This is a genomic window from Rosenbergiella epipactidis (assembly GCF_018494055.1).
Lineage (GTDB): Bacteria > Pseudomonadota > Gammaproteobacteria > Enterobacterales > Enterobacteriaceae > Rosenbergiella > Rosenbergiella epipactidis.
Map to the genome: position 1 here is coordinate 1 of NZ_JABBFQ010000005.1, position 14986 is coordinate 14986.

Annotated in this window: 12 protein-coding genes; 5 read left to right on the forward strand and 7 right to left on the reverse strand. The window is 46.4% G+C overall.

Annotation, left to right across the window (positions count from 1 at the left end):
• Positions 1-127: 127 nt before the first annotated feature.
• The gene (murI, locus tag HGT71_RS09325; protein ID WP_214217543.1) at positions 128-988 is read right to left on the reverse strand and encodes a glutamate racemase; all 861 of its coding nucleotides are present in this window, start codon (positions 986-988) and stop codon (positions 128-130) included.
• A 145-nt stretch (positions 989-1133) separates the two neighbouring features.
• On the opposite strand from murI, the gene trmA reads away from it, so the two are divergent.
• Entirely contained in the window at positions 1134-2234 is a 1101-nt protein-coding gene (gene trmA, locus HGT71_RS09330) for a tRNA (uridine(54)-C5)-methyltransferase TrmA (RefSeq protein WP_214217544.1), read from the forward strand.
• A 12-nt stretch (positions 2235-2246) separates the two neighbouring features.
• Here trmA and fabR read toward each other — a convergent pair whose 3' ends face one another.
• Positions 2247-2909: an HTH-type transcriptional repressor FabR gene (gene fabR, locus HGT71_RS09335; RefSeq protein ID WP_048912964.1), complete on the reverse strand. Its 663-nt coding sequence runs from the start codon at positions 2907-2909 to the stop codon at positions 2247-2249.
• Between the two features lie 191 nt (positions 2910-3100).
• Here fabR and sthA point away from each other — a divergent pair, with 191 nt between their 5' ends.
• Positions 3101-4501, forward strand: coding sequence for a Si-specific NAD(P)(+) transhydrogenase (sthA, locus tag HGT71_RS09340; protein ID WP_048912966.1), 1401 nt, complete (start codon positions 3101-3103; stop codon positions 4499-4501).
• Here the strand turns inward: sthA and oxyR are convergent.
• A complete protein-coding gene (gene oxyR, locus HGT71_RS09345; protein WP_048912965.1) occupies positions 4484-5401 on the reverse strand; it encodes a DNA-binding transcriptional regulator OxyR in 918 nt (305 codons plus the stop codon). The two genes, sthA and oxyR, sit on opposite strands and share 18 nt — an antisense overlap.
• 128 nt (positions 5402-5529) lie before the next feature.
• Here oxyR and HGT71_RS09350 point away from each other — a divergent pair, with 128 nt between their 5' ends.
• The gene (locus HGT71_RS09350) at positions 5530-6264 is read left to right on the forward strand and encodes a glutathione peroxidase (RefSeq protein ID WP_048912969.1); all 735 of its coding nucleotides are present in this window, start codon (positions 5530-5532) and stop codon (positions 6262-6264) included.
• Positions 6265-6323: 59 nt separating this feature from the next.
• Here the strand turns inward: HGT71_RS09350 and argH are convergent, their stop codons facing one another.
• Genes argH through argC form a run of 4 tightly spaced genes read right to left on the reverse strand, consistent with a single transcriptional unit; the run spans position 6324 to position 10783 of the window.
• Positions 6324-7697 carry an argininosuccinate lyase gene (argH, locus tag HGT71_RS09355; RefSeq protein ID WP_214217545.1) on the reverse strand — a complete coding sequence of 458 codons (1374 nt, stop codon included), beginning with the start codon at positions 7695-7697 and terminating at the stop codon, positions 6324-6326.
• 53 nt (positions 7698-7750) lie between these two features.
• A complete protein-coding gene (locus tag HGT71_RS09360) occupies positions 7751-8959 on the reverse strand; it encodes an argininosuccinate synthase (RefSeq protein WP_214217546.1) in 1209 nt (402 codons plus the stop codon).
• 27 nt (positions 8960-8986) lie between these two features.
• Positions 8987-9763: an acetylglutamate kinase gene (argB, locus tag HGT71_RS09365; RefSeq protein ID WP_214217547.1), complete on the reverse strand. Its 777-nt coding sequence runs from the start codon at positions 9761-9763 to the stop codon at positions 8987-8989.
• A 15-nt stretch (positions 9764-9778) separates the two neighbouring features.
• Positions 9779-10783, reverse strand: a complete 1005-nt coding sequence (gene argC, locus HGT71_RS09370; RefSeq protein ID WP_214217548.1) for an N-acetyl-gamma-glutamyl-phosphate reductase — start codon at positions 10781-10783, stop codon at positions 9779-9781.
• Positions 10784-10943: 160 nt separating this feature from the next.
• Between argC and argE the strand changes: the two genes are divergently transcribed.
• Together argE and ppc are read left to right on the forward strand one after the other, a co-directional pair.
• Entirely contained in the window at positions 10944-12089 is a 1146-nt protein-coding gene (gene argE / locus HGT71_RS09375; protein WP_214217549.1) for an acetylornithine deacetylase, read from the forward strand.
• Positions 12090-12321: 232 nt separating this feature from the next.
• Positions 12322-14973 carry a phosphoenolpyruvate carboxylase gene (gene ppc / locus HGT71_RS09380; RefSeq protein ID WP_214217550.1) on the forward strand — a complete coding sequence of 884 codons (2652 nt, stop codon included), beginning with the start codon at positions 12322-12324 and terminating at the stop codon, positions 14971-14973.
• Positions 14974-14986 lie beyond the last annotated feature (13 nt).

The following is a 14986-nucleotide window of genomic DNA, read 5'->3' on the forward strand; positions in this document are numbered from 1 at the left end:
CCGAATCGCTTCAGTCCCTGTCACCGCGCTGCGTATCGTGCTTTGCCGTGTCAGTGGATGCGCATTATAGGGAGTTCCGCTCAGAGCGCAAGGGATTATTTAAAAAAAATCATCGGTTGCTGGAGATTCATGCAATCCGCTCAATATTTGTAAGATTTTCGAGCTTTTCAAACCGAAATTGACGTAAAACGGGTAAAAGTAACGCTGATTTATCATCCTCGAGTGTACTGAAAGCGATATTCGAAGATTGCGAAAGGGTGGGAATAGTGAAATCTTTGAGTAAGAATACCGCTCGACGAGCGACTGCGATCCCCGAATCCACGAAAATTGTCTCATTTGGAAAGACCTGCTGAAGCTCTTCCTTTAATAGAGGGAAGTGCGTACACCCTAAAATGATCGTGTCAGGAATCTTGGGTAACCTTAACCAATCCATTACCGCTGCCCTGATTTCGTTCAAGCTCACATCTTGTCGCTGTAGTTTGCGCTCGGCTAATTCCACAAGTGAAGATGCACCTAACATCTCAATCTGACAGTCGGTCGCAAATTGTTTGATTAATTCGTAGGTGTATTCCCTTCGTATTGTCCCCTGCGTCGCTAATAAGCCCACTACCCCATTACGTGTCAGTTGCGCTGCAGGTTTTATTGCTGGCACTACACCTATAACGGGAAAACTGAATGTATCCCGAAGCCGAGGTAAAGTAATAGTGCTGGCCGTGTTACAAGCAATAACCGCAAGATTGATCGGATACCTATCGGCCATCTGCTGCGTAATCTGCACGACCCGTTCGATAATGAATGACTCCTCTTTAGTACCATAAGGAAAGCCTGCGTTATCGAAGACATAGAGATATCGAGCTGTCGGTAATAGTTTCGCTATTTCGTCATAAACCGAAAGCCCGCCGACTCCAGAGTCAATAATTAAGATTGTTGGCGCTTCCTCGCCCTGAGACAAACGCATTTCTGAAGGATATTGAATCGGTATAACCATTATTTTCTCATACGCCTCTGATTATAGTGGCTATGATACCACTCTCGGCGGGGTTAACTTAGCAACGGATCACGATAGTAGCTGGACATCGTGTAGAGAATCCCTACAATTCTCCGCTGATCAGGTTATTCTATAGGTTCAATTTATGACTCCGGAACATCTTCCCATAACACAATACGATTCACAGCTTACTGAAAAGCATCAACGTCTCAGCGAGCTATTATCGTCCTACCACCATCCTGAGATAGAAGTTTTCCGCTCACCTGTGAGTCATTACCGTATGCGTGCAGAATTTCGCCTTTGGCACGAAGGCGACGACTTGTACCATATCATGTTCGACCAAGCGACAAAGTCACGCATACCCGTTACGCAGTTCCCCGCGGCGAGTGAATTAATCAATCAGCTGATGCCAATCATGATTGAGGCACTCAAGCAGGAGCAAGTCCTTCGACACAAAATTTTCCAAATCGATTATCTTACCACCTTAAGTGGTGAAGCTTTGGTCACACTACTCTATCACCGACCCTTAAATGATGAGTGGATCGCCGCCGCTAAAATATTGCGAGATCGGTTACGGCAGATGGGGTTCACCATCGACATCATAGGTCGAGCGACAAAGACAAAAATCGTCCTAGATAAAGACTATATAGAAGAAGCACTCACCGTAAATGGCGATACGCTGGTTTATCGACAAGTTGAGAACAGCTTCACGCAGCCTAATGCAGCAATCAATATTTCCATGCTTGAATGGGCGCAATCTATCACTCAAAACGCGACAGGCGACCTATTAGAACTCTATTGTGGGAATGGTAATTTCTCGATTGCACTAGCGAAAAATTTCGATCAAGTGCTCGCCACAGAGATAGCGAAACCTTCTGTGGAGTCCGCGCAATATAACATTAGCGCCAACAATATCGATAATTTACAGATTATCCGGATGTCTGCAGAAGAGTTTACACAAGCGATGCAAGGCGTTAGAGAGTTTAACCGCCTCAAGGGCATTGATTTGAAGGCTTACAATTGTGAGACCATTTTTGTCGATCCCCCTCGCAGCGGACTCGACGAGCAAACGCTAAAAATGGTACAGCAATATCCGCGTATCCTTTATATATCCTGTAATCCGGAAACACTATGCGAAAATCTGTCAGTCCTTTCTGACACCCACGCGATCTCTCGCGTGGCACTGTTCGACCAATTCCCCTATACCCATCATATGGAATCTGGCGTTCTACTCACATTGCGCTAGCGTTATAGAACCCTATTTACGAATAGGGTTCATCTCTTCATGCCCTTCATTATGTAACGCTAACCGTTCTTGTTCGCGGCGGTACCAATAGTAGGCCCCTTTCGAAATCATCCTAAGTTGTAGCACTAACCGCTCTTCAAGCAGACGCCTATGGGTCAGGTCAATATCCAACGCCTCAGCACCGGCACTAAAAACGATAGTCACCATCGCTTCTGCCTGCGCTTCTGTAAAGCTTCGAGGCATATGATTTTCAAGTTCAAGATAATCTGCCAATTCTGCAATGAAATGCTGAATCTCTCGAGCAACCGCGGCACGAAATGCGGAAGAGGTTCCAGATCGCTCGCGTAATAGAAGCCTGAAGGCATTCGGATTATTGCCGATAAACTCCATAAAGGTCGCAACCGAGGTTCGAATAATACTTCCGCCCTTGGCGATGCGCTGGCGTGCTTGACGCATTAGTTGACGAAGCATCAGACCGCTTTCATCAACCATCGTCAGCCCTAATTCATCCACATCTTTAAAATGTCGATAAAAAGAGGTTGGCGCGATCCCTGCCTCACGAGCGACCTCGCGTAGACTTAAGCTAGCAAAACTTCGTTCAGCACTGAGCTGGCTAAAAGCAGCCTCAACCAGTGCACGTCTTGTACGTTCTTTTTGCTGCGCTCTAACGCCCATGACTTCTGCCTTTTTATCTTTCATGGTAAGACTATACCAAAGTTTGAGCGTACAGCGGGGGAAACATTATTACGCTCTGTTACTTAAATTTTTGTGCAGAAATGCGGAAAATTGGTTTTACCATTTAGCTAATATCGTGAAGATGTTAGAATCAAGTTGTAAAAATGTATAGAGAAATAGGACATATGGGTATGAAACAGTCTTACGATTACGACGCCATTGTCATTGGTTCTGGACCTGGTGGTGAAGGTGCCGCAATGGGCCTCGTTAAACAAGGTGCTCACATTGCTGTTATTGAACGCTATCATAATATCGGTGGTGGTTGTACGCACTGGGGTACGATCCCCTCTAAAGCTTTACGTCACGCAGTTAGCCGTATCATCGAGTTCAATTTGAACCCCCTATACAGCGACCATACTCGCCTACTCCGCTCTTCTTTCGCTGACATTCTCAAACATACTGAGAACGTTATTCAGCAACAAACTAATATGCGCCAAGGGTTTTATGAAAGGAACCATTGCGCGTTATTCCAAGGCGATGCACGCTTTATTGATGCTCACACGCTTGAACTCACAACTCATGATGGCTCTGTAGAAATTTTAACTGCAGAGAAATTCGTCATTGCCTGCGGTTCACGCCCTTACCACCCTGATAATATCGATTTTACACATCCACGTGTCTACGATTCTGATTCCATCTTGGATTTAAAACACGAACCCAGCCACGTCATTATTTATGGTGCTGGAGTAATTGGTTGCGAATATGCGTCGATTTTCCGTGGATTAGGGGTAAAAGTTGATCTCATCAACACCCGTGATCGCCTGCTGGCATTCTTGGACCAAGAAATGTCGGATTCGCTCTCCTACCACTTCTGGAATAATGGCGTAGTGATCCGCCACAATGAAGAGTTCGAGAAAGTCGAAGGCGTTGAGGATGGCGTAATTATGCACCTCAAATCTGGCAAAAAGATGAAAGCCGACTGCTTATTGTTTGCTAATGGTAGGACGGGGAACACCGATTCTCTCTCATTAGAGAATGCAGGTCTCGAAGCCGATGGTCGTGGCTTGTTAAAAGTGAACAATATGTACCAAACCAGCCAACCTCATATCTTTGCAGTGGGCGATGTGATTGGTTATCCAAGTCTAGCTTCTGCAGCCTACGATCAGGGACGTATTGCGGCTCAAGCTATCATTAAAGGCGAGGCGACAGCACATCTGGTCGAAGATATTCCAACGGGTATCTACACCATCCCAGAGATCAGTTCGATTGGGAAAACAGAGCAACAGCTGACGGCAATGAAGGTTCCTTACGAGGTGGGTCGCGCGCAATTTAAACATCTTGCCCGTGCACAAATTGTAGGGATGAATGTCGGTAGCTTAAAAATCCTTTTCCATCGTGAAACGAAGGAAATTTTAGGGATACATTGCTTTGGTGAAAGGGCCGCTGAAATTATTCATATCGGTCAAGCCATTATGGAACAGAAAAATGGTGGCAATACTATCGAGTACTTCGTGAATACCACCTTTAACTATCCAACAATGGCCGAGGCTTATCGCGTGGCCGCGTTAAACGGTTTAAACAGACTGTTTTAGTACATCTGCCGGTAAAGCGTACATATGTGCGCTTATCGCCTCTGCGAGTTGCTCATAGCGGCTACGCAGAGGTGACCCTGGTCGATAAATCAATGCGACTGTCCGTTGCGGCACCGGCGATTCACATCCAATATAACAGACACCATCTCTTTCCCTTTCCGTCGGCACGGATAGCGCAGGCATTAAGGTTACGCCGCTACCCGCTGCAACCATGTTACGTAACGTCTCAAGACTCGTCGCACGGAAATGCGTATCTTCATCAGCTCCCGCTTGGAAACAGAATCCCATCGCTTGATCCCGTAAACAGTGACCGTCTTCTAGCATGAGTAACTTTTCACCGGAAAGATCGCCCATCGGTATGGTTTGTCGCTGGCACCATGGGTGATCACTGTAAACAGCTAACTTCATTGGCTCGTCAAATAAAGGCACTTCAATGAAAGCCTCGGACTCCTTAACCAACGCCATAATGGCACAGTCTAATTTACCACTGTCGAGCTGAGCGAGTAGCTGATGAGTTTGTGCTTCATGGAGGTACATCTCAAGTTTAGGAAAACTTTTATGAAGCATAGGAATTATATGTGGTAATAAATACGGCCCGACCGTGGGGATTAAGCCGATATGTAAAGGGCCCGACATGGTTTCACCCTGTTGGCTCGCCATCTCCTTGAGGATTTTGACTTCCCGCAACACTGTACGCGCCTGGTCAACAAGAAGTAAACCGGCTTGCGTGAAGAGAACTTTACGGCTAGTTCTTTCCAGTAGCATGACGCCCAACTCATCTTCAAGTTTACGTATCTGTCCACTTAAGGTGGGTTGGCTGACATGACAAGCGTCGGCCGCTCGTCTAAAATGACGATGTTCTGCGAGCGAAACAAGATATTCCAGATCACGGATGTTCATTAATCCCCTTCCTTCATGATAGGTCGTAACGATAGGTAGCATAGCAACGAACGATTAGCCCTATCAAGGAATGTCTCATATTATTAACTCATCAAACAGTTAACCTATATCAAATAGTGGAGTAAAACATGCCATTAGAGAATCAAGAAGGTAAAAACGTCCCGCAAGTAACGTTCCATACACGTCAAGGTGACAAATGGGTCGATCTGACCACTGATGATTTATTCAAAAATAAAACTGTCATTGTTTTCTCTTTACCTGGCGCATTCACGCCAACCTGTTCTTCAAGCCATTTACCACGTTACAACGAGCTGCATAGTGTATTCGCAGCACACGGTGTTGATGAGATCTTATGTGTTTCCGTCAACGATACTTTCGTGATGAATGCATGGAAACAAGATCAACACGCCGAGAAAATCACATTCATCCCAGATGGTAATGGTGATTTCAGCCGTGGTATGGGAATGTTGGTCGGTAAGGATGATCTAGGCTTTGGTGAGCGTTCATGGCGTTATTCTATGCTGGTACGCGATGGAAAAATCGAGAAGATGTTCATCGAACCAGACCAACCGGGCGACCCGTTTGAAGTCTCTGACGCTGATACCATGCTGAAATACTTGGCTCCAGATCATAAATTACAAGAGTCTGTGTCGATTATTACTAAGCCAGGTTGCCCTTTCTGTGCAAAAGCGAAACAGCTATTGCAAGATAAAGGTCTACAATATGAAGAGTTAGTCTTGGGCCAAGACGCGACCACGGTTAGCTTACGTGCTATCACGGGCCGTTCTACCGTACCACAAGTCTTCATCGGAGGCCGCCACATCGGGGGTAGCGACGATTTAGAGAAGCACTTCGCTGTATAAAATATTATAAGAATAAAGTGCCACACCAGGGTAGCGGACGAATTTTCGTCCGCTTTTTTTTACGCTAAACGAATGCGTGCTTGTTCAATCGCAAAAGTGACTTGCTCACGGGCTACGCCGCCTTTCGCATTACGCTTATCGAGACAAGACTCAAGCGATAATAATGGATAGACGTCTTCTTCAATCGTATCGCTAAACTGTTTAAAGTGATCCAACGATAACTGCTCAAGAGGGATACCTTGTTTGATGGCCGCTACCACGACTTCCCCCACAATATGGTGCGCCTCACGGAAAGGTACACCCTTAGCAACCAAGTAGTCCGCCAGCTCAGTAGAGTTAGCATAACCTTGTTCTGCCGCTTCTTTGCAGCGTGCGGCGTTAAGTTGAATATCTTCTAAGACTAAGCAGCTCATATGCAAACACTCTAACCAAGTATCTAATGCATCAAATAGCCCTTCTTTGTCTTCTTGCATATCTTTGTTGTAAGCCAGAGGCAATCCTTTAAGCGTCATCATCATACCCGTTAGAGCGCCCTGTACACGGCCGCACTTACCGCGAATGAGCTCTAGCGCATCGGGATTCTTTTTCTGTGGCATTAAGGATGAGCCAGAGGTGACTTTATCGGATAGCTCGATAAAACCCGCTTCACCCGAGTTAAAGAAAATCATATCTTCAGCGAAACGTGATAAGTGCATCATACTTATGGAAGCATGGCTCATTAACTCTAACGCGTGGTCACGGTCAGAGACTGAATCGAGGCTATTACGCGTTGCACTGGCAAAACCTAACCATTCGGCCAATTGTTCACGATCAATAGGGTACGCCGTCCCAGCCAATGCACCACACCCTAGTGGGCTAACGTCGAAACGCTTTAAAGCATCCTCTAAACGGCTTTCATCACGGGCTAACATTTCAGTGTAAGCTAAACACCAGTGGGCAAAGGTGATAGGTTGAGCGCGTTGTAAATGGGTGTAACCTGGCATCACTACGTCTTGATGCGCAGAGGCCGTTTCGACTAGTGCGCGTTGAATTGCGCGGACCGCAGTGATTAATTCATTGACCTGAAACTTACACCATAGTTTTAAATCGGTCGCCACTTGGTCATTACGGCTGCGGCCAGTGTGCAGTTTTTTTCCTAAATCACCGACCTTCTCGATGAGTTTACCTTCGACCCAACTGTGGATATCTTCTGCATCACTTTCCAGAATCTGCATTGGGTTGTCGCGCACTTCAGCCAGCAATTCAGTCAAAGCTTGCTCTAGACGTTGTTGCTCCTCACCAGTCAAAACATTGACGGTGACTAGGGCTTTAGACCACGCTACCGAGCCAGTAATATCTTGCTCAGCCAAACGGTAGTCAAAACGTAATGAGTCGTTGAAATGTTTAAACCGCTGATCGGCTGCCTGAGTGAACCGTCCGCCCCACAATGCCATGGTAACTCTCCTGAAAAATAGATAAGGAGGTGGCCCTACGGCCACCTAAAGACTTATTGTTGTTTTACTGCCCGGATACGAGAAGACAGCGAGTAAAGACGGATAAATCCTTCCGCATGGCTATGATCATAAACTTCATCTTCGCCAAAAGTCGCAAACTCTTCAGAATAGAGGCTATTGTCAGATTTCTTTTTAATTGCCGTGGCGTGCCCTTTATAAAGACGAATAACCACTTCACCATTCAGCTCTTCCGCTAAGGATTCAGCAGAGGCTTGCAGCGCTTTACGGATTGGAGTGAACCAGCGTCCGTCATAGACGACATAAGACATTTCCAAACCAAGCTGCTCGCGCCATTTGAAGCTATCACGGTCTAAAACCAATTGTTCAACGGCACGTAAGGCATTGACCATAATGGTACCGCCTGGGGTTTCATAGCAACCACGTGACTTCATACCGACTAAACGGTTCTCGACGATATCAATTCTTCCCACGCCATGTTTGGCACCCAGAACATTCAGTTTTTCTAACGCTTGGAACGGGCTTAGTCTTTCACCATTAACCGCGACGACTTTGCCTTTCTCAACCGTCAGGGTAACTTCTTCAGGTTGGTCTGGCGCTTCTAATGGATCGACTGTCCAAACCCAGCAATCTTGGTTTGCAGCATTGGTAGGACTTTCTAATACGCCACCTTCAGTGGAGATATGCCACGCATTTTCATCACGGCTATAAATTTTTTCCAAACTGGCAGTAGTAGGGATATCACGCTGTTTAAGGTAATCCAACAGAGCTTCACGAGAACGTAGATCCCACTCACGCCAAGGTGCGATCACTTTCAGTTGCGGTGCTAAGGCCGCGTAAGTGCTCTCAAAACGGACTTGGTCATTACCTTTACCAGTCGCGCCATGGCACAGTGCATCGGCACCTACTTTCAGCGCCACTTCAACCTGAGCCTTGGCGATAATCGGACGCGCCATAGAGGTTCCCAGTAAATATGTCCCTTCATACAGTGCCCCTGTTTGCAGGACTGGATAGACATATTCACGAATGAACTCTTCACGTAAATCGACGACGTGGCACTCGCTGGCACCAGACTGCATCGCCTTTTTCTCTACACCTTCTAAATCCGCAGGATCTTGGCCAACGTTGGCAACAAATGCGACAACTTCACAGCCATAATTTTCTTTTAACCACGGAATAATCGCCGAAGTATCAAGACCACCTGAATACGCTAAAACAATTTTATTAATATTTTGAGTTTGCATTATAGATCCTTGAAAATATTCTTTAAATTACGCAACAATCCGCGTACCAATGGCTAAGCCATTAAATAAGTCTGGCAGTTTTTCAGCATGTCGCCAGCTAGCAATGTCGACCGGTCGGTTTAAGGTCCGCGCAGCATCTAATGCCGCATTCACTTTCACGATCATTCCATCAGTAATAATGCCCTGATCAATCAACGTTTCCGCCATTTGTGCCGACATTTTATCGATTTTTTGTCCTTTACCGTCCAAGATACCACTCACATCGGACAGAAGAATCAAATCTGCACCTAAAGCTGCTGCCAACGCCGTCGCCGCTTGGTCTGCATTAACATTCATCAGCTGCCCCCCATCAGTAATACCGATAGAACTGATAATTGGCAAATATTCAGCCGCTAAAAGTGTATTTAACAGTGCCGGATTTCCAGCAGAGGCCTTACCTACATGGCCAAGAGATTCATCTAATTGCGTGACTTCGGTGATACTGCCATCACCCAGCGATAGCCCAACGGCTGAAATACCGTATTTTTTGGCCCACGCTAACAAAGTCTTATTCGCCGTTCCCGCTAAAGCACCGGTGATGATATCGATCTGATCAGCCGGAGTTACGCGTAATCCATTCTGTTTTTTCACCGGGAGATTCAGCTGACTCATAAGCTCATCGACTAAGCAGCCTCCACCATGAACAATAACCAATGGGCGTTGATGTTGCATACGGTATTGCTGTAGTGCGTCAAAGAGCCTAGACAGGGCTTCTTCGCTGTCTAACAGAACACCACCTAGTTTAATAATTAATGGATTTTCCATAATCAATGACTCTTCTTAAAGTAAGGAAAGGGTGGATGAAAAGTTAAACCGAATATTCAAGCATTGCACTGCTTGGGAAGCCGCCCCTTTCAATAGATTATCTTCAACACTGACCAAAATGAGATGCTGGCCCTCTACGGCAAAGCCGATATCACAATAAGGTAGGCCAACGACCGATTTCAGCGCTGGCACGCCCTCATCATAAATTCTGACTAAAGGCTGACTATCATAAGCTTGATGGAAGATAGCCAAAATCTCTTCGCGAGTGAGAGTTTGCGTTAGCTTACAAGTGATAGTTTCAGAGATGCCCCGAGGGAAATCGCCCAAATGAGGAGTAAAGATAACTTGCGTACCAAGGTGTGTCGCAATCTCAGGTTGGTGCCGATGGGTAAAAATACCATAGGGTTGTAAGCTGACTTCACACAGACTCGTTTTAAGGGAAGCCTTACGTCCAGCACCACTTACACCGCTCGTCGCATTAATGACTGGCCAAAAATCGGTATTTAATAACTGGCGATCTAGTAAAGGTTTTAGCGCTAATTGGGCCGCTGTGGGATAACAGCCGGGGACCGCGATAAGCTGCGCAGTCTGAATTTTTTCAGTCTGCCACTCGGCCAAGCCATAAACCGCCTTCGCTAACCAGTCTGTATGTTGGTGGGTGAATCCGTAATAACGGGTATAAAACTCTGGATCATTAACCCGATAAGCACCGGAAAGATCGAAGACAGTACAACCCGCATTGAGAAAAATAGGGGCTAAATCATGGCTGACTTCGTGGGCGGTAGCTAAAAAGACAACATCATGTTGTTCCGCCAATGCCTGCGGATCGGTCATCCCGTGTAACGCGATATCAAGTCGGCCTTTGAGTTGCGGATAAAGATCTGATAATAATTTACCTGCATCTTCACTTTTCGCAGACACTGCCACAGTGGCAAGGTTAACTTCAGGGTGACGATTCAAGTAGGTTGCCAGTTCCGCACCGGCATATCCGCTAGCGCCAACAATCAATGCATTTAACATGAGTAAAGACCTTTCTGAGCTCTCATAAACAGGTGCGGGTTAAGTTTCTACTTTCCCTTGAATCGTGAATAAATCGTTGTCATCTCGACGGTCAATAATGTATTTTTATTCACATAATTTGCATGATTATTTGTACATCCTAATCAAAGGAGCGTCAACAGTGAATAACAAATTACCGCCATTTATTGAACTTTATCGTCAATTAATTGGTACGCCTTCCATCAGCGGTACAGAATCTGTACTGGATCAGAGCAACGAGCCACTTATTACTTTACTCGCGGGCTGGTTCGAAAATTTAGGCTTTCAGGTGGAACTTCAGCCGGTACCGAATACGCGCAATAAATTCAATTTACTGGCGAAATATGGTCAAGGCTCTGGTGGTCTGCTCTTGGCTGGGCATACTGATACGGTGCCCTACGATGAAGGACGGTGGACACAAGATCCTTTTACCCTAACCGAGCGCGATAACCGTTTATATGGGTTAGGAACCGCAGATATGAAAGGTTTTTTTGCTTTTATTCTCACGGCATTGACTGAAATAGACTTGAGTAAACTCACTAAACCGCTTTACATCCTGGCCACAGCAGATGAAGAGACGACGATGGCCGGAGCGAGTTACTTCGCACAATCAACCTCTATCCGTCCAGATTGTGCCATTATCGGTGAGCCCACTTCACTGCAACCCGTTCGAGCGCATAAAGGCCACCTTTCAAAAGCAATTCGTATCGAGGGTCACTCCGGCCACTCCAGTGATCCAGAAAACGGGATCAACGCGATCGAGCTAATGCATGATTCGATTGCGGAATTACAAGGGTTACGCCGCCAGCTTAAAGAACGCTTCAACCATGATGGATTTGTTATCCCTTATCCAACGATGAACTTCGGAAAAATCTCCGGTGGTGATGCACCGAATAGAATTTGTGCCTGTTGTGAGTTACATATGGATATACGGCCGCTACCAGGACTCTCTCTTCCCGACCTTCACGACTTACTTGCACAAGCACTGGCACCGATCAGCGAGCAGTGGCCGGGACGTTTAACCATCACTGACTTACACCCTCCTATTCCTGGTTATGAATGCCCAGTTCATCATCCCATGGTGGCGTTAATCGAAAAAGTGTTGGGTACTGAAACTGAAATTGTGAATTACTGTACCGAAGCACCTTTTATTCAACAGCTTTGCCCAACATTAGTACTGGGGCCTGGTTCGATTGAGCAGGCACATCAACCTGATGAGTACCTTGACACAAAATTTATCGAGCCGACCGATCAGCTGCTGAAAAAATTAATTCATCATTTTTGCTAAGTGAGAGATCGGGGCACCTCTTCTAGAGATAGATTAAAAATCTTTATGGAGATAGCAAACTCAACACAATTCGCTTTTAAAGCGCTCATTGGGCATCAATACGATATGTTTTGAAGTCACTGCACACTTTTCTGACATTTGACGTTCATTCCGTTACATGGCTAGATAGGTATACAGAAAACCAATAACAATAATTGATGGGCAGACAACAGCTAAGGGGTTAACGCGTCACATGAACGAACAATATTCAGCTATGCGTAGTAACGTGAGTATGCTTGGAAAACTTCTTGGCGATACGATTAAAAACGCCCTAGGCGATGAAATCTTAGAGCGTGTGGAATCCATTAGAAAATTATCGAAAAGTTCACGTTCTGGCAGCGAGGAAGATCGTGAAGCCTTGCTTACCACTTTACAGAATTTGTCGAACGATGAGTTGCTCCCTGTTGCCCGAGCTTTCAGCCAGTTTCTCAACTTAACCAACGTTGCAGAGCAGTATCAAACGGTTTCACACCAATCTCCAGGTGAAAGTCCGCCGGAAGTGCTACAAGCCACCTTCCAGCGCTTGAAAAAAATCGAAAATATTTCTGAAAAAGATATTTGTCAGGCTATTGAAGAACTTTCAATTGAGCTGGTTCTCACAGCGCACCCGACCGAAATTACCCGCCGGACGCTGATTCATAAACTGGTCGAAGTGAACAACTGTCTTGAACGTCTCGACCATAATGACTTAACCGAGTACGAAACGTCGAAAATTATGCGTCGTCTCCGCCAGCTCGTGGAGCAAGCGTGGTACACCGATGAAATACGTAAACAACGGCCAACCCCTATCGATGAAGCAAAATGGGGATTTGCGGTCGTTGAAAATAGTTTATGGGAAGGTGTTCCTGCTTTTTTACGTGAACTCAATGAACAGGTTCATGCCACCTTTGGTATCACACTGCCAGTGGATTTCGTACCGGTAAAATTTACCTCTTGGATGGGGGGGGATCGCGATGGTAACCCTAACGTCACCGCGACAGTCACCCGCCAGGCAATCCGTCTGAGCCGTTGGAAAGCCGCGGATCTCTTCATAAAAGATATGACGGTGCTCATTTCTGAGCTATCTATGTCGAACTGCGACGACGTCGTTAAGGCGATGTGTCAGGACCCAGATATTCAAGAACCTTACCGCTTTGTCCTTAAGCGGTTAAGAACACAACTTATTTCTACTCAAAACTATCTAGAATTACGCTTAAAAGGTGAAGAGACCACCCCGCCCAAAGACATCATCGTCAGTAACGAACAACTTTGGACCCCTCTGTATGCACTCTACGAGTCGCTACAAAAAAGTGGAATGGGGATTATTGCCAATGGCCATCTTCTCGATACCTTACGCCGTGTTAAGTGTTTTGGTGTGCCACTGGTGCGTATTGATTTACGCCAAGAGAGCACTCGCCACACCGAAGCCATCTCCGAAATTACCGGCTACTTAGGGCTGGGAGATTATGAAAGTTGGTCAGAAGCTGATAAACAAGCCTTCTTAATTCGCGAGCTCTCTTCTCCTCGTCCGCTGCTACCTCGTCATTGGCAGCCGAGTGAAGCAACCCAAGAAGTTCTGGATACCTGCCAAGTCGCGGCTGAAGTTCCACAAGGCTCGATTGCGGCCTACGTCATCTCTATGGCGAAAACGCCTTCCGATGTATTAGCCGTACATCTTCTTCTTAAAGAAGCGGGCATCCGTTATGCGCTTCCTGTTGCGCCGTTGTTTGAAACACTGGATGACTTGAATAACGCTGATAGCGTTATGACGCAATTACTCAGTATTGATTGGTATCGTGGCTTTATTCAAGGCAAACAGATGGTCATGATCGGCTATTCCGATTCCGCTAAAGATGCCGGCGTAATGGCTGCCTCTTGGGCACAGTATCAAGCCCAAGATGCACTGATTAAGACCTGTAACAAAGCCGGAATCGCCTTAACTCTGTTCCACGGCCGCGGTGGTTCAATTGGACGTGGTGGCGCACCCGCCCATGCTGCCTTACTGTCACAACCGCCTGGTAGCTTGAAAGGTGGGCTTCGTGTCACCGAACAAGGCGAGATGATCCGCTTCAAATATGGTTTGCCAGAAATCACGATTGCAAGTTTGACTCTCTATACCAGTGCAATTCTGGAAGCGAACCTGCTTCCACCGCCAGAGCCTAAAGCGGAATGGCGCGAGGTGATGAAACAACTCTCGGCAGACTCCTGTGATATGTATCGCGGGTATATCCGTGAAAATAAGGATTTTGTGCCTTATTTCCGCTCCGCTACGCCAGAGCAAGAACTGGGTAAATTACCTTTGGGATCTCGCCCAGCGAAACGCCGTCCGACCGATGGCGTTGAGTCATTACGCGCCATTCCTTGGATTTTTGCCTGGACGCAGAATCGCTTAATGCTCCCTGCATGGTTGGGTGCTGGCGCGGCATTAAACAATGCGATTGATCAGGGTCAACAGAAGAATCTAGAAGAGATGTGTCGTAATTGGCCTTTCTTCTCAACACGTATCGGTATGTTGGAAATGGTATTTGCCAAAGCCGATCTTTGGCTCGCTGAATATTATGACCAACGCTTAGTGGACCCAACCCTTTGGTCCTTAGGAAAGCAGCTGCGCGAACAACTCGCAGAAGATATTAAAACCGTGTTAACTATCGCTAATGATGCACACTTAATGGCTGACCACCCATGGATTGCTGAATCCATTGCGTTACGCAATGTCTATACCGATCCACTTAACGTACTACAGGCCGAATTGTTGCATCGCGCTCGTCAAGCTGAAGCAAACAATCTACCGACAGACCCTAATGTTGAACAAGCATTAATGGTCACTATAGCTGGCGTTGCGGCAGGCATGCGTAACACAGGCTAGATCACCAAGGCCC